Annotated in this window: 16 protein-coding genes and 1 other RNA gene; 7 read left to right on the top strand and 10 right to left on the bottom strand. The window is 61.8% G+C overall.

Features of this window, described 5'->3' with window-relative positions:
- Positions 1–14: 14 nt before the first annotated feature.
- From ccoS to KSS97_RS09860, 5 genes are all read left to right on the top strand, one after another.
- Positions 15–233: a cbb3-type cytochrome oxidase assembly protein CcoS gene (ccoS, locus tag KSS97_RS09880; RefSeq protein WP_030140895.1), complete on the top strand. Its 219-nt coding sequence runs from the start codon at positions 15–17 to the stop codon at positions 231–233.
- Positions 226–909 (top strand): sulfite exporter TauE/SafE family protein, encoded by a 684-nt coding sequence (locus KSS97_RS09875; RefSeq protein ID WP_030140894.1) that lies wholly within the window; start codon positions 226–228, stop codon positions 907–909. The genes ccoS and KSS97_RS09875 overlap by 8 nt, the downstream gene beginning before the upstream one ends.
- A gap of 310 nt (positions 910–1,219) precedes the next feature.
- A complete protein-coding gene (hemN, locus tag KSS97_RS09870) occupies positions 1,220–2,602 on the top strand; it encodes an oxygen-independent coproporphyrinogen III oxidase (protein ID WP_030140893.1) in 1,383 nt (460 codons plus the stop codon).
- Between the two features lie 95 nt (positions 2,603–2,697).
- Positions 2,698–3,432: a fumarate/nitrate reduction transcriptional regulator Fnr gene (gene fnr / locus KSS97_RS09865; protein ID WP_217861546.1), complete on the top strand. Its 735-nt coding sequence runs from the start codon at positions 2,698–2,700 to the stop codon at positions 3,430–3,432.
- Between the two features lie 75 nt (positions 3,433–3,507).
- Positions 3,508–4,056, top strand: a complete 549-nt coding sequence (locus KSS97_RS09860) for an adenine phosphoribosyltransferase (protein ID WP_003183509.1) — start codon at positions 3,508–3,510, stop codon at positions 4,054–4,056.
- Positions 4,057–4,183: 127 nt separating this feature from the next.
- On the opposite strand, the gene recR is transcribed toward KSS97_RS09860, so the two are convergent.
- From recR to dnaX, 4 genes are all read right to left on the bottom strand, one after another.
- Positions 4,184–4,786 (bottom strand): recombination mediator RecR, encoded by a 603-nt coding sequence (recR, locus tag KSS97_RS09855; RefSeq protein ID WP_181286939.1) that lies wholly within the window; start codon positions 4,784–4,786, stop codon positions 4,184–4,186.
- Between the two features lie 66 nt (positions 4,787–4,852).
- On the bottom strand, positions 4,853–5,881 hold the full coding sequence (gene curA / locus KSS97_RS09850; protein ID WP_030140890.1) for an NADPH-dependent curcumin/dihydrocurcumin reductase: 1,029 nt from the start codon (positions 5,879–5,881) through the stop codon (positions 4,853–4,855).
- Between the two features lie 171 nt (positions 5,882–6,052).
- Positions 6,053–6,391 (bottom strand): YbaB/EbfC family nucleoid-associated protein, encoded by a 339-nt coding sequence (locus KSS97_RS09845; protein WP_003183512.1) that lies wholly within the window; start codon positions 6,389–6,391, stop codon positions 6,053–6,055.
- A 64-nt stretch (positions 6,392–6,455) separates the two neighbouring features.
- Positions 6,456–8,531, bottom strand: coding sequence for a DNA polymerase III subunit gamma/tau (gene dnaX, locus KSS97_RS09840; protein WP_217861545.1), 2,076 nt, complete (start codon positions 8,529–8,531; stop codon positions 6,456–6,458).
- 143 nt (positions 8,532–8,674) lie between these two features.
- Here dnaX and KSS97_RS09835 point away from each other — a divergent pair, with 143 nt between their 5' ends.
- Positions 8,675–9,442, top strand: coding sequence for a substrate-binding periplasmic protein (locus tag KSS97_RS09835; RefSeq protein WP_030140887.1), 768 nt, complete (start codon positions 8,675–8,677; stop codon positions 9,440–9,442).
- Here KSS97_RS09835 and KSS97_RS09830 read toward each other — a convergent pair.
- The gene (locus KSS97_RS09830) at positions 9,394–11,136 is read right to left on the bottom strand and encodes a putative bifunctional diguanylate cyclase/phosphodiesterase (RefSeq protein WP_198797581.1); all 1,743 of its coding nucleotides are present in this window, start codon (positions 11,134–11,136) and stop codon (positions 9,394–9,396) included. The genes KSS97_RS09835 and KSS97_RS09830 overlap by 49 nt on opposite strands.
- A 339-nt stretch (positions 11,137–11,475) precedes the next feature.
- Here KSS97_RS09830 and KSS97_RS09825 point away from each other — a divergent pair, with 339 nt between their 5' ends.
- Entirely contained in the window at positions 11,476–11,790 is a 315-nt protein-coding gene (locus KSS97_RS09825; protein WP_030140885.1) for a helix-turn-helix domain-containing protein, read from the top strand.
- Between the two features lie 182 nt (positions 11,791–11,972).
- On the opposite strand, the gene ffs is transcribed toward KSS97_RS09825, so the two are convergent.
- The 5 genes from ffs to smc all read right to left on the bottom strand — a co-directional run bounded on the left by ffs (position 11,973) and on the right by smc (position 20,774).
- An RNA gene (gene ffs / locus KSS97_RS09820) (signal recognition particle sRNA small type) lies at positions 11,973–12,069 on the bottom strand.
- A gap of 316 nt (positions 12,070–12,385) precedes the next feature.
- Complete coding sequence (locus KSS97_RS09815) at positions 12,386–13,546, bottom strand: zinc-binding metallopeptidase family protein (protein ID WP_198797582.1); 1,161 nt, start codon at positions 13,544–13,546, stop codon at positions 12,386–12,388.
- 128 nt (positions 13,547–13,674) lie between these two features.
- Positions 13,675–16,032, bottom strand: coding sequence for an NAD-dependent DNA ligase LigA (gene ligA, locus KSS97_RS09810; protein WP_217861544.1), 2,358 nt, complete (start codon positions 16,030–16,032; stop codon positions 13,675–13,677).
- A 152-nt stretch (positions 16,033–16,184) separates the two neighbouring features.
- On the bottom strand, positions 16,185–17,030 hold the full coding sequence (zipA, locus tag KSS97_RS09805; RefSeq protein WP_030140882.1) for a cell division protein ZipA: 846 nt from the start codon (positions 17,028–17,030) through the stop codon (positions 16,185–16,187).
- Between the two features lie 255 nt (positions 17,031–17,285).
- Complete coding sequence (gene smc / locus KSS97_RS09800) at positions 17,286–20,774, bottom strand: chromosome segregation protein SMC (protein ID WP_217861543.1); 3,489 nt, start codon at positions 20,772–20,774, stop codon at positions 17,286–17,288.
- Positions 20,775–20,776 lie beyond the last annotated feature (2 nt).

Below are 20,776 nucleotides of genomic sequence, written 5' to 3'. Positions count from 1 at the left end.
CATGGAGTTCCGACATGCCAGCTCTCTACGTAATGATCCCGGCCGCGCTGCTGATCGTGGCCATCGCCGTGTACATTTTTTTCTGGGCCGTGGACAGCGGACAGTACGACGACCTTGATGGTCCGGCCCACAGCATCCTGTTCGACGACCAGGACCCGAACCACAAGGCGGCAGTGGACGAAGCCAGCGGCGAGGTCCAGAAACCGGACGACAAGGCGCCGCCCCATGCTTGACCTGGCACCGCTGCTGGTTTCAGCCGTCATCCTGGGTCTATTGGGCGGCGGCCATTGCCTGGGCATGTGTGGCGGCCTGATGGGCGCCCTCACCCTGGCGATTCCCAAGGACCAACGCAGCCGCCGCTTTCGGCTGTTGCTGGCGTACAACCTCGGACGGATCCTGAGCTACGCCACCGCTGGCTTGCTGATCGGCCTGGCCGGCTGGGCCGTCGCCAACAGCCCGGCGGCGATGATCATGCGCGTGCTGGCCGGTTTGCTGCTGATCGCCATGGGCCTGTACCTCGCCGGATGGTGGAGCGGCCTGACCCGCATCGAAAGTATCGGTCGTGGTTTGTGGCGACATATCCAGCCTGTCGCCAACCGCTTGCTGCCAGTGTCGAGCGTGCCTCGGGCCTTGCTGCTCGGCGCATTATGGGGCTGGTTGCCGTGCGGATTGGTCTACAGCACCCTGCTGTGGTCCGCCAGCCAGGGCAATGCGCTGGACAGTGCGCTGTTGATGCTCGCCTTCGGCCTCGGCACCTGGCCGGTGCTGCTCGCCACCGGCCTGGCGGCCGAGCGCGTCACCGCGCTGCTGCGCAAACGCAGCGTACGCATGGCCGGGGGATTGTTGGTGATTGTCTTCGGTATCTGGACGCTGCCAGGGCCGCATCAGCATTGGCTCATGGGGCACTGAGCGAATCGCCATCTTCGCCAGCCATTCAGAGAGAATGAACTCAACCACCGCAACAGCCCCCGTGGCGAGGGAGCTTGCTCCCGCTGGCCTGCAAAGCAGGCCCCTACGATCTTCAGGCAGAACGCATCTAGCTGATATTGCGTCTGCTGTGCAGCCGAGCGGGAGCAAGCTCCCTCGCCACGGGTCTTGAGTGGTCTGGACAGACGTCGCCCCTCGACGACTGCTGATGCGCCGTTGACGTAAATCAACACCCCCCTTCCCACGCCCCCATAGACTCCCGACCATGCCAGCCTATCCGGGGAACGCCCGCATGCTCGACGCCATTCGTTGGGACTCAGACCTGATCCGCCGCTACGACCTGGCGGGACCACGCTACACCTCGTACCCGACCGCGGCACAGTTCGGCAGCCAGGTGAGCTCGTTCGACCTGCTTCACGCCCTGCGCGACAGCCGCAAGGCGCTCAAGCCGCTATCGCTGTATGTGCACGTGCCGTTTTGCGCGAACATCTGCTACTACTGCGCCTGCAACAAGGTCATCACCAAGGACCGCGGTCGCGCCCACGCCTACCTGCAACGCCTGGAGCAGGAAATCCAGCTGATCGGCTGCCATCTCGACCCCGCCCAGCGCGTCGAACAACTGCATTTGGGCGGTGGCACCCCGACGTTCCTCAGTCACGACGAGCTGCGCCAGTTGATGGCCAAGCTGCGCCAGCACTTGAACCTGATGGACGACGATTCCGGCGACTACAGCATCGAGATCGACCCTCGCGAAGCCGACTGGTCGACCATGGGCCTGTTGCGGGAATTGGGTTTCAACCGGGTCAGCGTCGGCCTGCAAGACCTCGACCCGGCCGTCCAGCGCGCCGTCAATCGCCTGCAAAGCCTGGAAGAAACCCGTGCCGTGATCGAAGCGGCGCGGACCTTGCAGTTTCGCTCGATCAACATCGACCTCATCTACGGCCTGCCCAAGCAGACCCCGGACAATTTCGCGCGCACCGTCGAGGAAGTCATCAACCTGCAACCGGACCGCCTCTCGGTGTTCAATTACGCCCACCTGCCGGAACGCTTCATGCCCCAGCGGCGCATCAACAGCCTGGACCTGCCAAACCCCGAGCAGAAACTCGCCATGCTGCAAGGCACCGTTGAACAACTGACCACCGCCGGATACCGCTACATCGGCATGGACCACTTTGCCCTGCCCGACGACGAACTGGCGATCGCTCAGGAAGAGGCGACATTGCAGCGTAACTTCCAGGGCTACACCACCCATGGCCACTGCGATCTGATCGGCCTAGGGGTGTCGGCCATCAGCCAGGTCGGCGACCTGTACTGCCAAAACAGCAGCGACCTGAACCATTACCAGAACACATTGGCCGATGGGCAACTGGCAACCAGTCGCGGGCTGGTGTGCAACGCCGACGACCGAGCGCGTCGAGCGGTGATCCAGCAACTGATCTGCCACTTCATCCTGGCGTTCGCCGAAATCGAGCAACGCTTCAACATCGATTTCCGTGACTATTTTGCATCGTCATGGCCGCAGTTGCAGGTCATGGCCGACGATGGCCTGATCGAATTGACGGACACGCATCTCCAGGTCTTGCCTGCCGGGCGCCTGCTGGTGCGCTCGATCTGCATGGTGTTCGATGCCTATCTGGAGCAGCAAAACCGGCAGCGTTTTTCCCGAGTCATCTGAGCGCGACAATTTGACGGTAACGCTGCACTGGCCGGAGTGTGTGCGCTGGGTTACCCTTACGTCTAATGTGTGTTTTTCCCACAAGGATTTAAGAAATGTCCGAGCCAGTCAAATCGCGCGCTCATAACCAGGCTCATTGCAAGGATTGCAGCCTGGCCCCTCTCTGTCTGCCACTTTCGCTGAATCTGGAGGACATGGACGCGCTGGACGACATCGTCAAGCGGGGACGTCCCTTGAAAAAAGGCGAGTTCCTGTTCCGCCAGGGCGATGCCTTCGACTCGGTCTACGCCGTGCGCTCGGGCGCCCTGAAGACGTTCAACCTGAGCGACGGTGGCGAAGAACAGCTCACCGGGTTCCACCTGCCCAGTGAACTGGTGGGCCTGTCCGGCATGGACACCGAAAGCCATCCGGTCTCGGCCCAGGCGCTGGAAACCACTTCCGTGTGCGAAATCCCCTTCGATCGCCTGGATGAACTGGCCATACAGCTGCCGCAGCTGCGCCGCCAGTTGATGCGGGTGATGAGCCGGGAGATCCGCGACGACCAGCAAATGATGCTGTTGCTCTCGAAGAAGACCGCCGATGAGCGCATTGCGACGTTCCTGGTCAACCTCTCGGCGCGCTTCCGTGCCGGTGGGTTTTCGGCCAATCAGTTTCGCTTGAGCATGTCGCGCAACGAAATCGGCAACTACCTGGGCCTGGCGGTGGAAACCGTGTCCCGGGTGTTTACCCGGTTCCAGCAGAATGAATTGATTGCCGCCGAGGGCAAGGAGATCCATATCCTTGATCCGATCCAGCTCTGCGCTTTGGCTGGCGGCTCGGTCGACGGCTGATGCGCTTGCGCGGCTGAGGCTTTCGCCTCGCCGCGCTATACTGCCGCGTTTGCAGCCAGCCAGGACACCTCGACGATGGTCTTCGACTCCTTCGACATCAAATCCCTGATCCGCCCCGTGATCGATTTCCCCAAGCCAGGCGTGATCTTTCGCGATATCACACCGTTGTTCCAGTCACCCACGGCCCTGCGGCTGGTCATGGACAGTTTCGCCCACCGTTATGTCGAGGCCGAGTTCACGCACATCGGCGCGATGGATGCACGCGGCTTCCTGATTGGCTCGATCCTCGCCTATCAGTTGAACAAGCCTCTGGTGCTGTTTCGCAAGCAAGGCAAACTGCCGGCCGACGTATTGGCCGAGGGTTACCAGACCGAGTACGGCGAAGCCTTCCTGGAAGTCCACGCGGACAGCCTGTGCGAAGGGGATTCGGTGGTGATGTTCGATGACCTGATCGCCACGGGCGGCACGTTGATCGCCGCCGCCAACCTGATCCGCCGCATGGGTGCGAAGGTCCACGAAGCGGCCGCGATCATTGATCTGCCGGAGCTGCTCGGGTCCCAGCGCCTGGAAGACATGGGCATCCCGACGTTCTGCCTGACGCAGTTTTCGCTCAGCGAAAAATAACCTCCAAACAACGAATAACCCTGTGGGAGCGAGCTTGCTCGCGATGGCGGTGGATCAGTTGATACTTATACTGGCTGACACACCGCTATCGCGAGCAAGCTCGCTCCCACAGGGGGTTGTGTGGGGGTTATAAGGCGATCGGCTTACGCCCCGCAAACGAATGCGCCAGCGTCCCGCCGTCCACCAGCTCAAGCTCCCCACCCAGCGGCACGCCGTGGGCGATGCGAGAGGCCACCAGGCCTTTATTGCTCAGCAACTGGGCGATGTAATGGGCGGTAGCTTCGCCTTCGACCGTCGGGTTGGTGGCGAGGATGACTTCGGTAAACGTGCCCGCCTCCTCGATCCGCGCCATCAACTGCGGGATGCCGATGGCCTCAGGCCCCAGGCCGTCGAGGGGTGACAAGTGCCCCTTGAGCACAAAATAACGGCCGCGAAAACCGGTTTGCTCCACCGCATAGACATCCATCGGCCCCTCGACCACGCAAAGCAGGCTGTCGTCCCGGCGCGGATCGGCACATTGCGGGCACAGGTCGTCCTCCGTCAGGGTGCGACACTGGCGGCAGTGCCCCACACCTTCCATGGCCTGGCTCAAGGCCTGGGCCAGGCGCGAGCCGCCGCTGCGATCACGCTCGAGCAATTGCAACGCCATGCGCTGGGCGGTTTTCTGACCCACGCCCGGCAAGGTTCGCAGGGCATCAATCAGTTGGCGGATCAAAGGGCTGAAGCTCATCGAGGAAACGTCCGACATAACAACGAGACGCGGTTTATACCCGCGCCTCCGATTAGCGTCAAATACTCAATCGCGCGCCACCCGCACGACCAACTTGCCGAAATTGCGCCCTTCCAGCAGGCCGATGAACGCCTGTGGCGCATTCTCCAGTCCGTCGACGACGTCTTCGCGGAACTTGACCCGGCCGTCACGCACCCAGGGCGCCATGGCGCTGATGAATTCCGGCTGGCGGTCACCGTAGTCATCGAACACGATGAAACCCTGGATGCGCACGCGTTTGGTCAACAGGGTGCGCTGTAACTGCGGCAGGCGATCCGGGCCACTTGGCGGCTGATGATCATTGTAGGACGCGATCAAGCCGCAAAGTGGGATACGCGCCTTGGCGTTGAGCAACGGCAGCACTGCCTCAAAAACCTTTCCGCCGACGTTTTCGTAATAGATATCAATGCCCTTGTCGCAGGCCCGAGCCAGCTCTTCGGCAAAATTCGCGCTCTTGTGGTCGATGCAGGCGTCGAACCCCAGCTCATCGACCACGTATTTGCATTTTTCACCGCCACCGGCCACGCCCACCACCCGCAGGCCCTTGATCTTTGCCACTTGGCCGACCACTGAGCCCACCGCGCCGGAGGCCGCCGCCACGACCAGGGTTTCTCCCGCCTTGGGTTGGCCAATGTCCATCAACCCCATGTAGGCGGTCATGCCGGGCATGCCCAAAACACCCAGCGCCATCGAAGGGCTGGGCAATCCTGAAGGGATGGGAATGACATTGCGCCCATCGCTGATGCAGTGGCTTTGCCAACCCGTGGCGCCCACCACCAGATCGCCCTCCTGGAATTTCGGGTGCATCGAACGCTCCACGCGACTGACAGCGCCGCCGGTCATCACTTCGTCGATTTGTACCGGGGCCGCGTAGGACGGTGCGTCACTCATGCGCCCGCGCATATAGGGGTCCAGGGAAAGGAACAGCGTCTTGAGCAGGATCTGCCCTTCGGCCAGATCCGGCAGCGTCATGTGTTCAAGGCGAAAATTTTCAGCGGTTGGCGCGCCGGTGGGGCGCGAGGCCAGGACGATGCGCTGGTTGGAAATCGATGACATGGGGCGTCTCCTTGTTCGTTGAGCGGACACGTATAGGGAGCAGACCATTGCCGAGGGGGCGGCGTTCCGACGATAGCGATCTGGCATCCACTGCTATCTCTGAAGCAGAAACAAAAATGCCAGGCGCGATGCCTGGCATTGTGTGTAGCCCATCCCGACCGGGATGGCGAATCAGAACGGCAGTTTCATGCCCGGCGGCAATTGCATGCCCGCGGTCATGCCGGACATCTTGTCCTGGCTGTTGGCTTCGATCTTGCGCACCGCGTCGTTGACGGCAGCGGCGAACAGGGCTTCGAGCATTTCCTTGTCGTCTTCGCTCAGGCCTTCGACCACGCTTGGGTCGATGCTGACGCGCTTGATGTCATGGCGACCGGTCATGACCACGGTCACCATGTCGCCACCGGACTTGCCGGTGACTTCGGCGTTGGCCAACTCTTCCTGCATCTTGGCCATTTTTTCCTGCATCTGCTGCGCCTGTTTCATCAGGCCGGCCATGCCACCTTTCATCATGGGAATCACCTCGAAAGTACTTGGATAAACAACGCGCCCGGCCTGCACGGCCCGGCGCCTTCAGTTATGAGCCCTGGGGGACCGGGGCCTCGACAGGTTCGATAGTATCGTGACGGACCACGGCGCCGAACTGTTGCATCATCTGCTGGATGAACGGATCGTTGTGGATCGAATCCTCGGCTTCACGCTGCCGGTCGGCACGGCGCCGGGACGCGGCCTGGGCCGGCGTCTCCTGCTCGGGCTTGATCAGCTCGATGGTCAACGTCAGGGTGCGCTGATGGTACTGGTTCAGCGCATCGTTGAGGCGACGCTGCTGGGTCGCGTTGAACAGCGCGCTGTGGGCCGGATCCAGGTGCAGCAACCAATGGTCGCCCTCCACCGAGATCAGCGTACAGTTGGCGGCGATGCTGCCGGTCATGCCGCTGATCTGCAGCTTCGGGAACAGCTCCAGCCATTGCAGGGCCAATCCGGTGGCCGGCATCGCCGCCGGTTCCGGCTCGGGCTCCGGGGCCGGCTCGGCGGCATGCTCGCTGGCCAGGTCATCCAGGTAGCTGTAGGCCGAATCCATGTCCGGTTCGATGTAGTCCTCGTCCAGCGGCGGCTCGTCGTCCAGGTCGATGCCCGGCGTGGCGACATCGACGTCGGCCACCGTTGGCTCCGGCATCGGTGCAGCCACCCACTCCGGCGCGTCAGGCACTGCGCTGTCCGGCGTCGGCATGGGCATCGGCGGCAATTCAGGCTGCTCGGCAACGGTCTCCAAAACGGGCTCGACGGCCGGTTGCTGGACAACTTCCGGCTCGACCGGATCGTTCCAAGGCAGGTCGATGACGGCTTCGGCAACCGGCTCGGGAAGCGCCTCGGCGCGCGGCTCAGGTTCCGGCTCGGGTGTCGCGACGGCAGGCGCCGGCACCGGCTGGGCTACAGGCGCCACCTCTGCCGGAACAGGAGCCGCTGCCGGCGCAACCACGGGCGCGGCAGCCACTGGCTTGGCGGAATCAGCTGTGGCCTGGCTGATCCCCACTGGCTTTAGCGCTTGTCTCGGCGCATCCGACGTATCGGCGGGCCGGAACGCAAGCATCCGCAGCAAGACCATTTCGAAACCGCCTCGCGGGTCCGGCGCCAGGGGCAGGTCGCGACGGCCGATCAGGCCCATCTGGTAATAGAACTGCACGTCCTCGGCCGGCAGCGCCTGGGCCAGGGCCAGTACGCGATCACGGTCGCCATGACCGTTGTCGACGCCATCAGGCAGGGCCTGGGCGATGGCGACACGGTGCAGCACGTTGAGAATTTCCGAGAGCACGCCATTCCAGTCCGGTCCCTGCTCGGCCAGGTGACGCACCGCTTCCAGCAGCGCCTTGGCATCGCCTTCGATCAATGCGTGCAAGACGTCATAGACCTGGCCGTGATCAAGCGTGCCAAGCATCGCCCGCACATCGGCGGCCATGACCTTGCCTTCGCCGAACGCGATGGCCTGGTCGGTCAGGCTCATGGCGTCGCGCATCGAACCATCGGCGGCGCGGCCCAACAGCCACAGCGCGTCGTCTTCGAAGGGCACGTTCTCGACGCCCAGCACGTGGGTCAAATGCTCGACGACGCGTTCCGGCGTCATGTTCTTGAGGGAGAACTGCAAGCACCGCGACAGAATCGTTGCAGGGAGTTTCTGCGGATCGGTGGTCGCCAGGATGAACTTGACGTAGGGCGGTGGTTCTTCGAGCGTCTTGAGCAGCGCATTGAAGGAATGGCTGGAGAGCATGTGCACTTCGTCGATCAGGTAGACCTTGAAGCGCCCACGGCTCGGCGCGTACTGCACGTTGTCGAGCAGTTCGCGGGTGTCCTCGACCTTGGTGCGGCTGGCGGCGTCGATTTCGATCAGGTCGACAAAACGGCCTTCGTCGATTTCCCGGCAGACCGAACATTCGCCGCAGGGCGACGAGGTGATGCCGGTTTCACAGTTCAGGCACTTGGCGATGATCCGCGCGATGGTGGTCTTGCCCACGCCACGGGTGCCCGTGAACAGATAGGCGTGGTGCAGCCGCTGGCTGTCCAAGGCATTGATCAGAGCCTTGAGCACATGGGTCTGGCCGACCATTTCGCGGAACGAGCGCGGACGCCATTTACGTGCAAGAACCTGATAACTCATCGAAAACCGTCGCAACGAAGGAACATAAGCGGCTAATGCTAGCGGAGCAGGGGCGAAATTGCATCCGGTGTGCTCGTCTAATCTGGCTAAGCTAGGTTGAGCAGCTCGATTGTCGGCACGTTTTTGTATAGTCAGGAGAGTTTATGCGTTCGGCCATGGGGGCTTTGCTGTTGTTGGGAACGGGATGTTTCGCAGAAGAGGTCCCCTTGCGCTTCGCCATTACCGATGGCTGGGCCATGCCCATGGTGCAGATAGAGAGGGGCCGTCCAACCCAGGGCATCCTGCCGGATATCATGACCAGCCTGGCGACCCGAGTGGGCATGCCGGCGCAATTCCACGTGCTTTCCCGCGCGAGACTCGATGGCGCCATGGAGCACGGTGAAATAGACATGCGGTGTTACGTCTCGCCTGATTGGGTGGACCACGAAGCGCCCGACTACCTTTGGAGTGTCCCGCTGTTTTTTCAGCGCGATGTACTGGTCGGCTCGTCCAGCGCTCCGGTGAAAATCAACCCCGCGGCGCTGGCACAGCAATCGATCGGCACCGTGCTCAGCTATAGGTATCCTACCCTTCAGCCTTTGTTCGACAACGGCCATCTCCGGCGGGACGACGCACGCAGCCAGGACCAGGTGCTGGCAAAGCTGCTGGCGGGACGTTATCACTATGCGGTCAGCAATCAATGGGCGTTGGACTGGTTCAACCAACGCCACACCGCTGACCGGCAATTGCACGAAGTCGCGGTCCTCCAGGAACAGCAACTGAGCTGTTACCTGCGCAATGACCCGAACATCCCGGTGCAACGCATTCTGCAAACCTTGCAGGAGATGAAGGCATCCGGGGAAATCGACGCAATCATCCAGCTTTATACCGGCCGCGGTGACGGGTCGCAGGCCAGCGCCGCTTCGCTCTGATCGGCTGGCCGGGCCTGCCATTGGAACGGTGGAATAAACGTCTTGACCCAGCCCGGTATCTGCCTGGCGGGCATCGGTCGGGCGATGAAATAACCCTGGGCCACTTCACAACCCAGGTCCAACAGGAGCTGCCCATGCTCCAGGCTGTCCAATCCCTCCGCGACCACCTGTCGACCAAATGCCCGGGCAAGGCCGATCACCGCTTCGGTCAAGGCCAGGTCGTCCCGGTCATTGAGAATATCGCGCACGAACGTCTTGTCGATCTTGATGGTTTGCGTGCGCAGGTGCTTGAGGTCGTTGAGCGAACAATTCCCCGTACCGAAGCCGCCCAGGGAAAAGCCCACGCCCAAGGCCTGGCACGCCTGGAGGCAAGCGCTGACATGCGCCAGGTTTTCCACGGCCACCGACTCGACGATTTGCAGGTCGAGCATGCGCGGCGACACCGCCGGATGCCGTTCCAGTACCTGCCGCAGCCGCTCGACAAAGTCCGCCCGCTGAAAATGCCGCGCCGAAATATTGATGCTGACCGGCCAGCCCGGTCCCGTCCGTTGCCATTGCTGTAGCTGGGTCAATACCTGTTCCATGACCCATTCGCCGATGTCGACGATCAGATCGGTCTCTTCCACCAACGGCAGGAATTCCCGTGGTGGCACCAGGCCTCGCTGCGGATGCTTCCAGCGCAACAAGGCCTCGAGCCCGACCACCACACCATCGCGCATATTGACCTTTGGCTGAAAATGCAACCGCAACTCATTGTCGGCCAGCGCCTGCCGCACCCGCTCTACGGTCTGGTACGTGGCCCGCACTTCCTTGTCCCTGGAAACGTCGAACAGATGGAAGCGATTGCGACCGCTCTGCTTGGCCACGTACATCGCCTGGTCGGCGTGGCGCAGCAGCGTGTCGGCGTCCTCGTTGTCCCACGGAGACAGCGTGACGCCGATGCTGGCAAAGACGTTGATGGCCTTGCCGTCGATGACATAAGGCATGGAAACCGCGATCAGGACCCGGTTCAAGGCCGCATGCAATTCGTCCATCCCTCGCACATGGCGCAACACCAGGACGAACTCATCCCCGGCCAGCCGCGCCACGACGTCTTCGCCACGCACGATGCTGCGCAGGCGCCTGGCGACTTCCACCAGCAGCCGATCGCCACTGGCATGGCCATACCCGTCGTTGACGGCCTTGAAGCCATCGAGGTCGAGCATGCACACGGCCAAGGGCAGGTTTTCCACCCGTGAAAACGCCAGGGCCTGGTCCAGCAGTTCGGATAAATAGGTGCGATTGGGCAAGCCGGTGAGCACGTCGTGACCGACACGCCATTGCAAGGAATGCAGCAACCGACGCTTCTCGCTGACGTCAAAACGAATCGCCAGATAACGCTTGATCTTCCCTGTCGCTTCGTCGATCACCGGCACCAGGGTGGTATCGACCCAATGCAACGCCCCATCCTTGGCCCGATTACAGATCTCGCCCTTCCAGATCTTGCCCAAGACGATGGTGCGCCACATGGCGCTGAAGAACTCACTGGGATGTTGGCCCGAGTTGAGCACGCGGTGGTCTGCCCCCAGCAACTCATCCCGACCGTAGCCAAACAGGCTGCAGAATTGATCATTGACGTAAGTGATGCGCCCGCTCAAATCGGTTTCGGAAAAGATCGCGGCGGCGTCAACAGCCCTGCGGTACTTCTTATCCATCGAAGCAGTCATCCATGAGTCAGGCTCGTTTGTCGCGCACGGTTGCACCGCCCCCGCAGAGGCGAAAATCAACTAGGCTCAAATACCTTGAGAAAGCTGGAGCATGGACGCTGGCGGTGCGACCTGAAAAGCTCCAGGCCCCGCCCTGTGTCGCTGCAAAAGAAGCGCGAGCCCCGGTCTTTCCTGCACACCGGCTCCTGAAGCAGGTCACTAAAATACCCATGCCAAAGGCCGATTCTACGAAACGCATCACATTTTGCAAAGCAAGGTGATGGAACGAGCGGTTGCCTAATGCGAAGATCTATCGTTAAGTTCTTGATTCTGAATGGGAATTAAGCGATGCGAATTTCAAGTCTGGGTCCGGCCATCAGACGCTACCGCAAAGTAGCGGGGCTCACTCAGGCTGAACTTGGCGAAAAAACCGGTTTCGACCCGAAAACCATCAGCCGCTTCGAAACCGGCGCCTACACTCCGAGCGTCGAAGCCCTGTTCCTGTTTGCCGACGCACTGGACGTCCAGCTCAAGGCATTCTTCGCTGACATGGGCGACGAAGACGAGCAGCGGGCGTACCTGTTCAACATCATTCACAAAGCCACCCCGAAGGACCTTGGGAAGCTGATCGTGGCGGTTGACCAGGCGCTGTCCAAGCCTTGATGCAGTGAAATAGAAGCAGGGGGTGCCAACGGCACGGCTCGGCCTCCTTGTTGGCGCTCGGCTGCCTTGTCCGCGAAAACCAGGGCAGCAGAAAGCACCGATCAGTGTCGATCAGCAAAACAACAAGAAATTTTGAGTTTGGCAAACCTTGCGAACGAAGGCCTGGAGCGTTATGGAGGCAACCCCACCAGCCACACCCCGGCACACAATGTTCCCGCTGTGGCTGCTTCCTTCCGGATCTGACCAGGTTCACGGGTAATCGTTGCGGGGGGACCGATGGGGTCACCATAACGACGCCCGCCTGACGGCGAGCCGCGCCATTGTACCTATCTGACAAGAAGTTACAACCGTTCGTGGCGGATTAAAAACTGAAGATGTTCAAGCACTTGCTATGGGATCCCGGTTTGCCTGCGAGGGTGTCGGCACGTTCAGCATGACGTTGGCTGACCGGCCGCTATCGCGAGCAAGCTCGCTCCCACAGGGGTTCTGTGCCCGGACGTCAGAGCTGCGGACAACCGCCAGCCAGTGTGGGAGCGAGCCTGCTCGCGAAAGCGTCGGCACATTCAACGAGGATGCAGCCGGCCTCCACAGACACTTACAACAACACCTCATCCGCCCGACCGCCCTCCTCCTGGATCACCAGATGGATGAAATGCAGTTTGGTGATCACCGCAGCCGGCACGACGAACGGGTAGAAATCCGGCTGGCCCATGCTGCGCGACAGCTCGTTGAGCATGCCCGCCAGTTCGATCCAGGCGTTGACGAATGACAGGAACGCCGTGCCACCCGCATGCCCCGGGTCAAACAGGGTGTCGGGCGGGAACGGCTGATAGTCGAAATCCATTTCCCGCGCACTCATGCCGAAGCCCAGCGCCGTGTCCACCGCGTCCATCATGTGCAGGTAATGAGCCCAGGTCTCGGCCCAATCCTCCCAAGGATGCATGGTGGCGTAGGCACTGACGTAGTGGGTTTGCCAATCCAGCGGCGCACCTTGTTGGTAGTGCCGCTCCAAAGCTTCGGAATAACTGGCGCGTTCATCGCCGAACAACGCGCGAAACGGTTCCAGCCAATGACTGTTGGCAATCAACCGATCCCAATAGTAATGGCCGACCTCGTGGCGAAAGTGCCCGAGCAAGGTGCGATACGGCTCGTGCATCTGCTGGCGCACGTGCTCGCGATGAGCATCGTCGGCTTCTTTGATATCGAGCGTGATAAGCCCACTGGCGTGCCCGGTCGTCGGCGGTTTTCCGTCGGGATCGACGCCGATGAAATCGAAGGCCAGGCCGATGTTGTCGTCGACAGTCTTGGGAATGACCGGCAAGCCGAGGGTGATCAACTGCGCCACCAGACGGCGCTTGGCCGTTTCAACCTTGCCCCAGCGCTCGGGGTTTTCCGGGAGCGACAGGTCAGGAATCGTGCGGTTCAAGCTGCAGGCGATGCACAACGTGTCTTGTCCGTTGGCGGGAAGCAGCCAGTTGCAGGCCGCAGGGGTATCGAGATTGGCGCAGCGGCGGAACAGCCCGGCCTGCGGGTCGGCATCCAATGTCCAGGTATCAGCCTGCTCGCCGGGCTGGAGGGACGACAGGCGACTCTGCTCCGGCTGATAGCCCAGCGCCGCCAGGCAAGCCAGGCACTGGCTGTTGCGAAAGAACAATGACTGGCCGCAACGGCACGGCCAGACCTTGCTGTTGCGTGACCGATCACCGAGGAACGGCGCGGCGATGCGCGAGCTCAATTGTTCGAAGAAGCGGTACATGGCGATCTCTCCCTGGAGCCTGCAAGACTAGATCACCTTAGGTTCATGATCGTTCCAAAACACTGGGTCATAGCGCCGATAAACCGTGGCGAGGGAGCTTGCTCCCTCACCACAAAAGCCGAGCGCCCTCAGACCGGGATGTCATGGCCCTTCAGAAAGTCGACAAACGCTTGTTCGTCGAGCACCTTGAGCCCCAGCTCATTAGCCTTGGTCAACTTCGACCCCGCCCCCGGCCCGGCCACCACGCAGTGGGTCTTTGCCGACACGGAACCAGCCACCTTGGCCCCCAGGCTCTCCAACTTGTCCTTGGCTATGTCGCGACTCATCAGCTCCAACGAACCGGTCAATACCCAGGTGTGCCCTGCTTCGGGCAAGCCTTCGACAACCTTTTTCTCGCTCAGCCAGTGCATGCCGAAATCCTGCAGTTGCTTCTCTGCGGCCAAGGCCTGCTCTCGATTGGCAGCGACAGCGAAGAACTCGCGCACGGCGTTGGCCTGTTTTTCCGGAAGCGCCTGGCGCATGTCCAGCCAGTCGGCGTTCATGACTGCTTCGAGGGAACCGAACTTGTCCGCCAGTTTCTGCGCGCCGCCCGGGCCAACTGAAGGAATGTGCAGCTTGTCGAGGAAGCCGCCCAGGGTCGTGCTGGCAGAGAACTCCGCGCCCAACTCGCCCTGATCCTGAATTTCCAAGCCATGGCGCAGCAGATCCTTGATGACCTGGCGATTGTGCGGGTCCTCAAAGAAGCTGTGGATCTCATGGGCGACCTCCAGCCCCACATCCGGCAGGTACGTCAGCACTTGGGGCAACGCCGCCTGCACGCGCTCCAGCGAACCGAGGGAGCGGGCCAGGACCTTGGCGGTCTCCTCGCCCACGTCCGGGATGCCGAGGGCGTAGATGAAGCGCGCCAGGCTCGGCTGCTTGCTGTCGACGATGGCCGCCAGCAAATTCTTGCTCGATAGCTCGGCGAAGCCTTCCAGGTCGACGACTTGCTCGAACGTCAGCGCATACAGGTCGGCAGGCGACCCCACCAGCCCTTCATCCACCAACTGCTCGACACTTTTTTCCCCCAGGCCTTCGATGTCCATCGCCCGCCGCGAGACGAAATGGATGATCGCCTGCTTGAGTTGCGCGCCACAGGCCAGGCGACCGACGCAGCGGTACACCGCGCCTTCGCTGACGGTCTCACGCCCCTTGCTGCGCTTGATCAGCTGCGTACGTTCGACATGGGAACCGCAAACCGGACACTGCTGCGGCACCTCCACCGGGCGGGCATCGTCCGGACGGCGCTCGGTGACGACTTGCACCACCTGCGGGATCACGTCGCCGGCGCGGCGAATGATCACCGTGTCGCCGATCATCAGGCCCAGGCGCGCCACTTCGTCCATGTTGTGCAACGTGGCATTGGCCACCGTCACGCCAGCCACCTTGACGGGTTTGAGCCGCGCCACGGGTGTGACAGCACCGGTACGGCCGACCTGGAACTCGACGTCGAGCAATTCGGTGAGTTCTTCGCTGGCGGGGAATTTATGGGCGATGGCCCAGCGCGGCTCGCGGGCACGAAAACCCAACTCGCGCTGGGAGGCGATGCTGTTGACCTTGAACACCACGCCGTCGATTTCGTAGGGCAGCGAATTGCGTCGCTCGCCGATGTCGCGGTAGTAATCCAGGCATTCGTCGATGCCGTGGGCCAGCTTCAGCTCACGGCTGATGGGCATGCCCCAGGCCTTGAGTTGCTTGAGGTTGCCGATGTGGGTGTCGGCGATGTCCGAGGTCACCTGGCCGATGCCATAGCAACAGAACTCAAGGGGACGATTGGCCGTGATTCTCGAGTCGAGCTGGCGCAGACTGCCGGCTGCTGCGTTGCGCGGGTTGGCGAACGTCTTGCCGCCCACCTCCAGTTGCGTGGCGTTGAGGCGCTCGAAACCGGCCTTGGACATGTATACCTCGCCGCGCACTTCCAGCACCGGCGGCCAACCGCTGCCCTGCAGCTTGAGGGGAATGTTGCGCACCGTGCGCACGTTGACGCTGATGTCCTCGCCCGTGGTGCCGTCACCGCGCGTGGCACCGCGCACCAGCATGCCGTCCTGATACAACAGGCTGACCGCCAGGCCATCGAGCTTCGGTTCACAACTGTATTCCACCGCCGCACCGCCGCCGAGCAAATCGCCCAGGGGGAGGTCGAGGCCTTCTGTCACGCGCCGATCGAATTCACGCAGGGTGGTTTCGTCGAACGCGTTGCCCAGGCTGAGCATCGGGATCTCATGCCGCACCTGGCTGAACGCCGACAGCGCCATGCTGCCGACTCGCTGGGTCGGGGAGTCGCTGGTCACCAGTTCCGGGTACTGCTCTTCCAGGGCCTTGAGTTCGTGGAACAGGCGGTCGTATTCGGCGTCCGGGATGCTCGGTGCATCGAGAACGTGGTAACGATAGTTATGCTGATCCAGCTCGGCGCGCAGCTCTAGGATGCGGGTTTCAACGGCGTTCATGGTGTTCTCTCATAAAGCAAAAGAGCAGCCTGGGCTGCTCATTTTTTCAAGACTTTTTTTGGGGGGCTTCGCCCCCCCAGCGGGAGCAAGCTCCCTCGCCACAGCAAGCTCCCTCGCCACAAAAAGCCCCAGCCATAAAGACTCTGGCGACCTCAGCGCTTCTGGGTCAGCGCCCGGCGCTCGAATTCGACGATGCGCTGGCGGTAATGCTCGATCGTCTGGGCGGTCAGCACGCTGCGCTGGTCATCCTTCAATTCACCGTTGAGCTCCTGGGACAGCTTGCGCGCCGCAGCGACCATCACGTCAAAGGCCTGCTTGGGATGGCGAGGGCCTGGCAAGCCGAGGAAGAAGCTCACCGCCGGGGTGCTGAAGTGGTCGATGTCGTCGAGGTCGAACACCCCAGGCTTGACCGCGTTGGCCATAGAGAACAACACCTCGCCATTGCCGGCCATGCTTTCGTGGCGATGGAAAATGTCCATTTCGCCAAAGCGCAGGCCGCTCTCGAGGATGTTCTGCAGCAGCGCCGGGCCCTTGAAGCCGGCCGGGTCGCGGCAGATCACGCTGATCACCAGCACTTCTTCGGCCTGGGCCTGTTCCTTGTCGGCACTGGAAGGCTTGCTCTCGTCCGGGAAATCGCCATCACGGCTGCTGAAGCCCGGGCCGCCATCCAAGTCCAGGTTCAGGTTCAAGTCGCCCTGGGAAGGCTCGCTGTTGCGCTTGCCGCGCTTGGAACCCGACTCTCGTGGCTCACGTGCAGGCGCGCTCATCGACGGCAGGTCATGCTCGTCCAGCTGGGGCTCCTTGTGGGTGTCGAGCACCCTGGGCGGGCCAAGCAGTTCGGCGCTGTCATCTTCATCCGGCAGGTTCGACAGGCTGCGATCCAGGCGAAACTTGAGTTTCCCCTTGCCGCCGCGCATGCGACGCCAGCCGTCGAAAAGAATACCGGCAATGACAATGATGCCGATGACGATCAGCCACTCGCGCAGACCGATTTCCATGTAATCCCGTGCCTCTATAAAAATGCTGAAAAATAAGGGGCTTAGCTATTTGCAAACCGCTTTAAAACGTGGCGCCAACTCTATGTTCTGAATGGCGTTTTGCCCACGCATACGAAAAATTGACATTAAACTAGCACGACCAAAGACAACTTTACACCGTCTGTCGCATAGGCTTGTGCCCAATCTGTGAATTGAACATCAGCCCCAAGGGTAAAAACACCTACGGCGTTCGAAGTAGAAGCCCTACAACCTTGTTCAGGCGTCCACCATGGCCATGGCCTCCTCCACATCCACCGCCACCAGTCGCGAACAACCTGGCTCATGCATGGTCACCCCCATCAGTTGATCAGCCATCTCCATGGCGATCTTGTTGTGGGTGATGTAGATGAACTGCACTGTTTCAGACATCTCCTTCACCAGCCGTGCGTAACGGCCTACGTTGGCGTCGTCCAACGGCGCGTCGACTTCGTCGAGCATGCAGAACGGCGCCGGGTTCAGTTTGAAAATGGCAAAGACCAGGGCCAGTGCCGTCAACGCTTTTTCACCGCCGGAGAGCAAATGAATGGTGCTGTTCTTCTTGCCTGGAGGACGCGCCATGATTGTCACCCCAGTATCGAGTAGATCTTCGCCCGTCAGTTCCAAATAGGCGCTGCCGCCACCGAAAACTTTTGGGAAAAGTGCCTGCAAACCGCCATTGATCTGATCAAAGGTATCCTTGAAGCGGTTGCGGGTTTCCTTGTCGATCTTGCGGATGACGTTTTCCAGGGTCTCCAGCGCCTCCACCAGATCGTCGTTCTGGGCATCCAGGTAGCGCTTGCGCTCGGACTGCTGCTGGTATTCGTCGATAGCGGCCAGGTTGATCGCGCCCAGGCGCTGGATGCGCTGGGCAATGCGCTCAAGCTCTTCCTCGGCGTCCTTCTCGTTCGCCCCCGCCACCAGGGTCGCGAGTACGCCGTTGAGGTCGTAGCCGTCCTCCAGCAGCTGGTCCTGCAAGGCCTTGCGGCGCACGGTCAGGGCTTGCCACTCCATGCGCTGCTGTTCCATCTGGCCACGGATCAGTTGCGATTGCTGCTCGGCCTGGCTGCGGCGCTTCTCGGCGTCGCGCAGCTCGCGGTCGGCATCTTCCAGGGCGATCTGCGCGGTCTTGAGTTCTTCGTCGACGCTCATGCGTTTGTCGAGCAATTCTTCAAGCTTGAGGCGCAGCTCTTCCAGCGGCGCCTCGCCCTCCTCCAGGTTGAGGCTCAACTGTTCGCGCTTTTCAGTCAGGCGCTCGGACTGCATTTCCAGGCGCTCCAAGGCCTGGCGGGTGGAATCGTATTGCGCCTTGAGCGAGCCCAGGCGTACCGCCAGTTGATGAGCATGATCCTTGTGCTGGCGCGCTTCCTGGCGCACGCGGTCGAGGCGTTCGCGCAGGCTGTCGCGCTGGGCCAGCAGTAATTCACGCTGCTCGGCATCCAGCGCCATCGCATCAAGGGCTTCCTGCAATTGCAGGCGCGCCTCGCCGATCTGCTCGTGTTCCAGCGCCCGCTGCTCGCCCAACTCGGCGATTTCTTCGTCCAGACGGGTGCGGCGCAGGGCCAATTGTTCAACCTTGGCCTTGCCGGCGGACAGCTGCGCCTTGAGTTCGCCCTGCTGGCGCGCTTCGTCCTGTAACAGCCGACGCAAATGTTCGCGACCGTTTTCCTGTTGACGCTGTTGCGCCCGCAGGTTCTGCAATTCGGTTTCCAGCGCTTCGACGCTGGCCTCGCGCTCTTCGCGCTCGGCGCCCAGGCGCTGGATTTCCTGGCCGCGGGCGAGCATGCCACTCTCCGCTTCGCTGGCCCGGCGCACACGCAGGAAATGCCGACCGACCCAATACCCGTCACGACTGATCAGGCTTTCGCCGGTCGCCAATTGCCCACGCAAGGCCAAGGCCTGTTCCAGGCTGTCCACTGGCTTGACCTGCCCCAGCCAGGGCGACAGATCGACTTGGGCCTCGACTTTGTCCAACAGGCTGCCCGGCACCCGCACGCCGTCGCCGGCCGGGCTGAGCAGGCGCAGATCGCCTTGGCTGAACCCGGAAAGGTCGAAGCCGGCGAAATCATCGACCAGCACCGCTTGAAGGTCGGCACCCAGTACGGTTTCCACCGCCAACTCCCAACCGGCATCGACCTTCAACCCTTCGGCCAGGCGCGGACGCTCGGCCAGATGCTGATCGCGCAGCCATTCGGCAGTGCCGGTGCCCGGGTCCAACGCTGCCTGTTGCAAGGCTTCCAACGAGGCCAGGCGGCCGTTGAGGCGCTGCAATTCGCCCTGGGCCTGTTGCTGGTTCTGCAGGGCCAGTTGCAAGGCCTGGCGCAGTTGTTCGAGGCGTTCGACCTGGGCGTCTTCGCTGGCCTGCAAGTCTTCGAGCGTGGCTTCGCTGGTGGCGAGTTGCTCGGTCAGCTCCAGGATTGCGGCGTCCTCCGGGTCTGCCGCGAGCAATGCACGCTCTTCGGACTGACGCCGTTGACGCTCGGCCAGGCGCTCCATGCTGGTTTCCAATTGCTGGATGCGCGACTGCTGGACTTCAGCCTGGCGCCGTGGCTCGGCGGAGGTCAGGTTGAAGCTGTCCCACTGCTCCTGCCAGCCGTGCATGGTCAGCTCGGCTTCCTCCAACGCAGCGGCCGCCTCTTCGGCGGCGGCGCTGGTGAGTTCCTGCTCCGGGGTGAGCCGTTCCAGTTCTTCACCAAGGGTCAGCAACAAGGTGCGGTCGTGGCCCAGGTGCGATTCGGTTTCCAGGCGCGCGCGCTCGGCTTCCTTCAAATCATCCTGCAACTGGCGCAAGCGTTGCTGACCGTGCTGGATGCTTTGTTCGACCCGGGCAATGTCACCGCCCACCGAATAGAAACGCCCTTGCACCAGATTGAAGCGTTCGGACAGTTCGTGGTGTCCATCGCGAAGGCGCTCGATGGCGGCATCGGCGTTGCGTTGTTCGGCCACCAGCGCTTCGAAACTGACTTCCTGGTTGCCAATGATCGCCTCGCGCTGGCCAACCTGCTCGTCCAACGCCTGCCAGCGCAGGGCCGATAGCTGGGCCTTGAGCTGGCGCTCCTCGCCTTTGTATTCCTGGTATTTCTTCGCGGCTTCGGCCTGGCGGTGCAGGCGTTCGAGTTGGCGCTCGAGTTCTTCGCGAAGGTCGGTCAGGCGGGCGAGGTTTTCGTGGGTTCGACGGATGCGGTTTTCGGTCTCGCGGCGCCGCTCCTTGTACTTGGAGATTCCGGCGGCTTCCTCGATGAAATTGCGCAGGTCCTCGGGCTTGGCCTCGATCAGCTTGGAGATCATGCCCTGTTCGATGATCGAATAGCTGCGCGGGCCCAGGCCGGTACCCAGGAAGATGTCGGTAATGTCCCGACGTCGGCACTTGGCGCCGTTGAGGAAATAACTGTTCTGGCTGTCGCGGGTCACTTTGCGCCGAATGGAAATTTCCGCGTAGGCCGCGTACTCGCCAATCAGCGTGCCGTCAGAGTTATCGAACACCAGCTCGATGCTCGCCTGGCTTACCGGCTTGCGACTGGTGGAGCCATTGAAGATGACGTCGGTCATCGACTCGCCGCGCAGGTTCTTCGCCGAGCTTTCGCCCATCACCCAGCGCACGGCATCGATGATGTTCGACTTGCCGCAGCCATTGGGCCCGACCACTGCCGCCATGTTGCTGGGGAAGTTCACCGTGGTCGGGTCGACGAAAGATTTGAACCCCGCCAGCTTGATGCACTTGAGGCGCATGT

It is taken from the genome of Pseudomonas alvandae (assembly GCF_019141525.1).
Taxonomy (GTDB): Bacteria; Pseudomonadota; Gammaproteobacteria; order Pseudomonadales; family Pseudomonadaceae; genus Aquipseudomonas; species Aquipseudomonas alvandae.
The sequence above is the reverse complement of the archived record's forward strand: the minus strand, read 5'-3'. Positions and strand labels throughout refer to the sequence as shown.

What these genes read in the sequence shown, in the direction of transcription:
- KSS97_RS09830 (WP_198797581.1), bottom strand. Translation starts at nt 11,136, where the DNA reads ATGGATAAGAAGTACCGCAGGGCTGTTGACGCCGCCGCGATCTTTTCC.
- KSS97_RS09835 (WP_030140887.1), top strand. Translation starts at nt 8,675, where the DNA reads ATGCGTTCGGCCATGGGGGCTTTGCTGTTGTTGGGAACGGGATGTTTC.
- KSS97_RS09815 (WP_198797582.1), bottom strand. Translation starts at nt 13,546, where the DNA reads ATGTACCGCTTCTTCGAACAATTGAGCTCGCGCATCGCCGCGCCGTTC.
- curA (WP_030140890.1), bottom strand. Translation starts at nt 5,881, where the DNA reads ATGTCATCGATTTCCAACCAGCGCATCGTCCTGGCCTCGCGCCCCACC.
- hemN (WP_030140893.1), top strand. Translation starts at nt 1,220, where the DNA reads ATGCTCGACGCCATTCGTTGGGACTCAGACCTGATCCGCCGCTACGAC.
- KSS97_RS09875 (WP_030140894.1), top strand. Translation starts at nt 226, where the DNA reads ATGCTTGACCTGGCACCGCTGCTGGTTTCAGCCGTCATCCTGGGTCTA.
- recR (WP_181286939.1), bottom strand. Translation starts at nt 4,786, where the DNA reads ATGAGCTTCAGCCCTTTGATCCGCCAACTGATTGATGCCCTGCGAACC.
- KSS97_RS09825 (WP_030140885.1), top strand. Translation starts at nt 11,476, where the DNA reads ATGCGAATTTCAAGTCTGGGTCCGGCCATCAGACGCTACCGCAAAGTA.
- ligA (WP_217861544.1), bottom strand. Translation starts at nt 16,032, where the DNA reads ATGAACGCCGTTGAAACCCGCATCCTAGAGCTGCGCGCCGAGCTGGAT.
- KSS97_RS09845 (WP_003183512.1), bottom strand. Translation starts at nt 6,391, where the DNA reads ATGATGAAAGGTGGCATGGCCGGCCTGATGAAACAGGCGCAGCAGATG.
- dnaX (WP_217861545.1), bottom strand. Translation starts at nt 8,531, where the DNA reads ATGAGTTATCAGGTTCTTGCACGTAAATGGCGTCCGCGCTCGTTCCGC.
- KSS97_RS09860 (WP_003183509.1), top strand. Translation starts at nt 3,508, where the DNA reads ATGGTCTTCGACTCCTTCGACATCAAATCCCTGATCCGCCCCGTGATC.
- zipA (WP_030140882.1), bottom strand. Translation starts at nt 17,030, where the DNA reads ATGGAAATCGGTCTGCGCGAGTGGCTGATCGTCATCGGCATCATTGTC.
- smc (WP_217861543.1), bottom strand. Translation starts at nt 20,774, where the DNA reads ATGCGCCTCAAGTGCATCAAGCTGGCGGGGTTCAAATCTTTCGTCGAC.
- fnr (WP_217861546.1), top strand. Translation starts at nt 2,698, where the DNA reads ATGTCCGAGCCAGTCAAATCGCGCGCTCATAACCAGGCTCATTGCAAG.
- ccoS (WP_030140895.1), top strand. Translation starts at nt 15, where the DNA reads ATGCCAGCTCTCTACGTAATGATCCCGGCCGCGCTGCTGATCGTGGCC.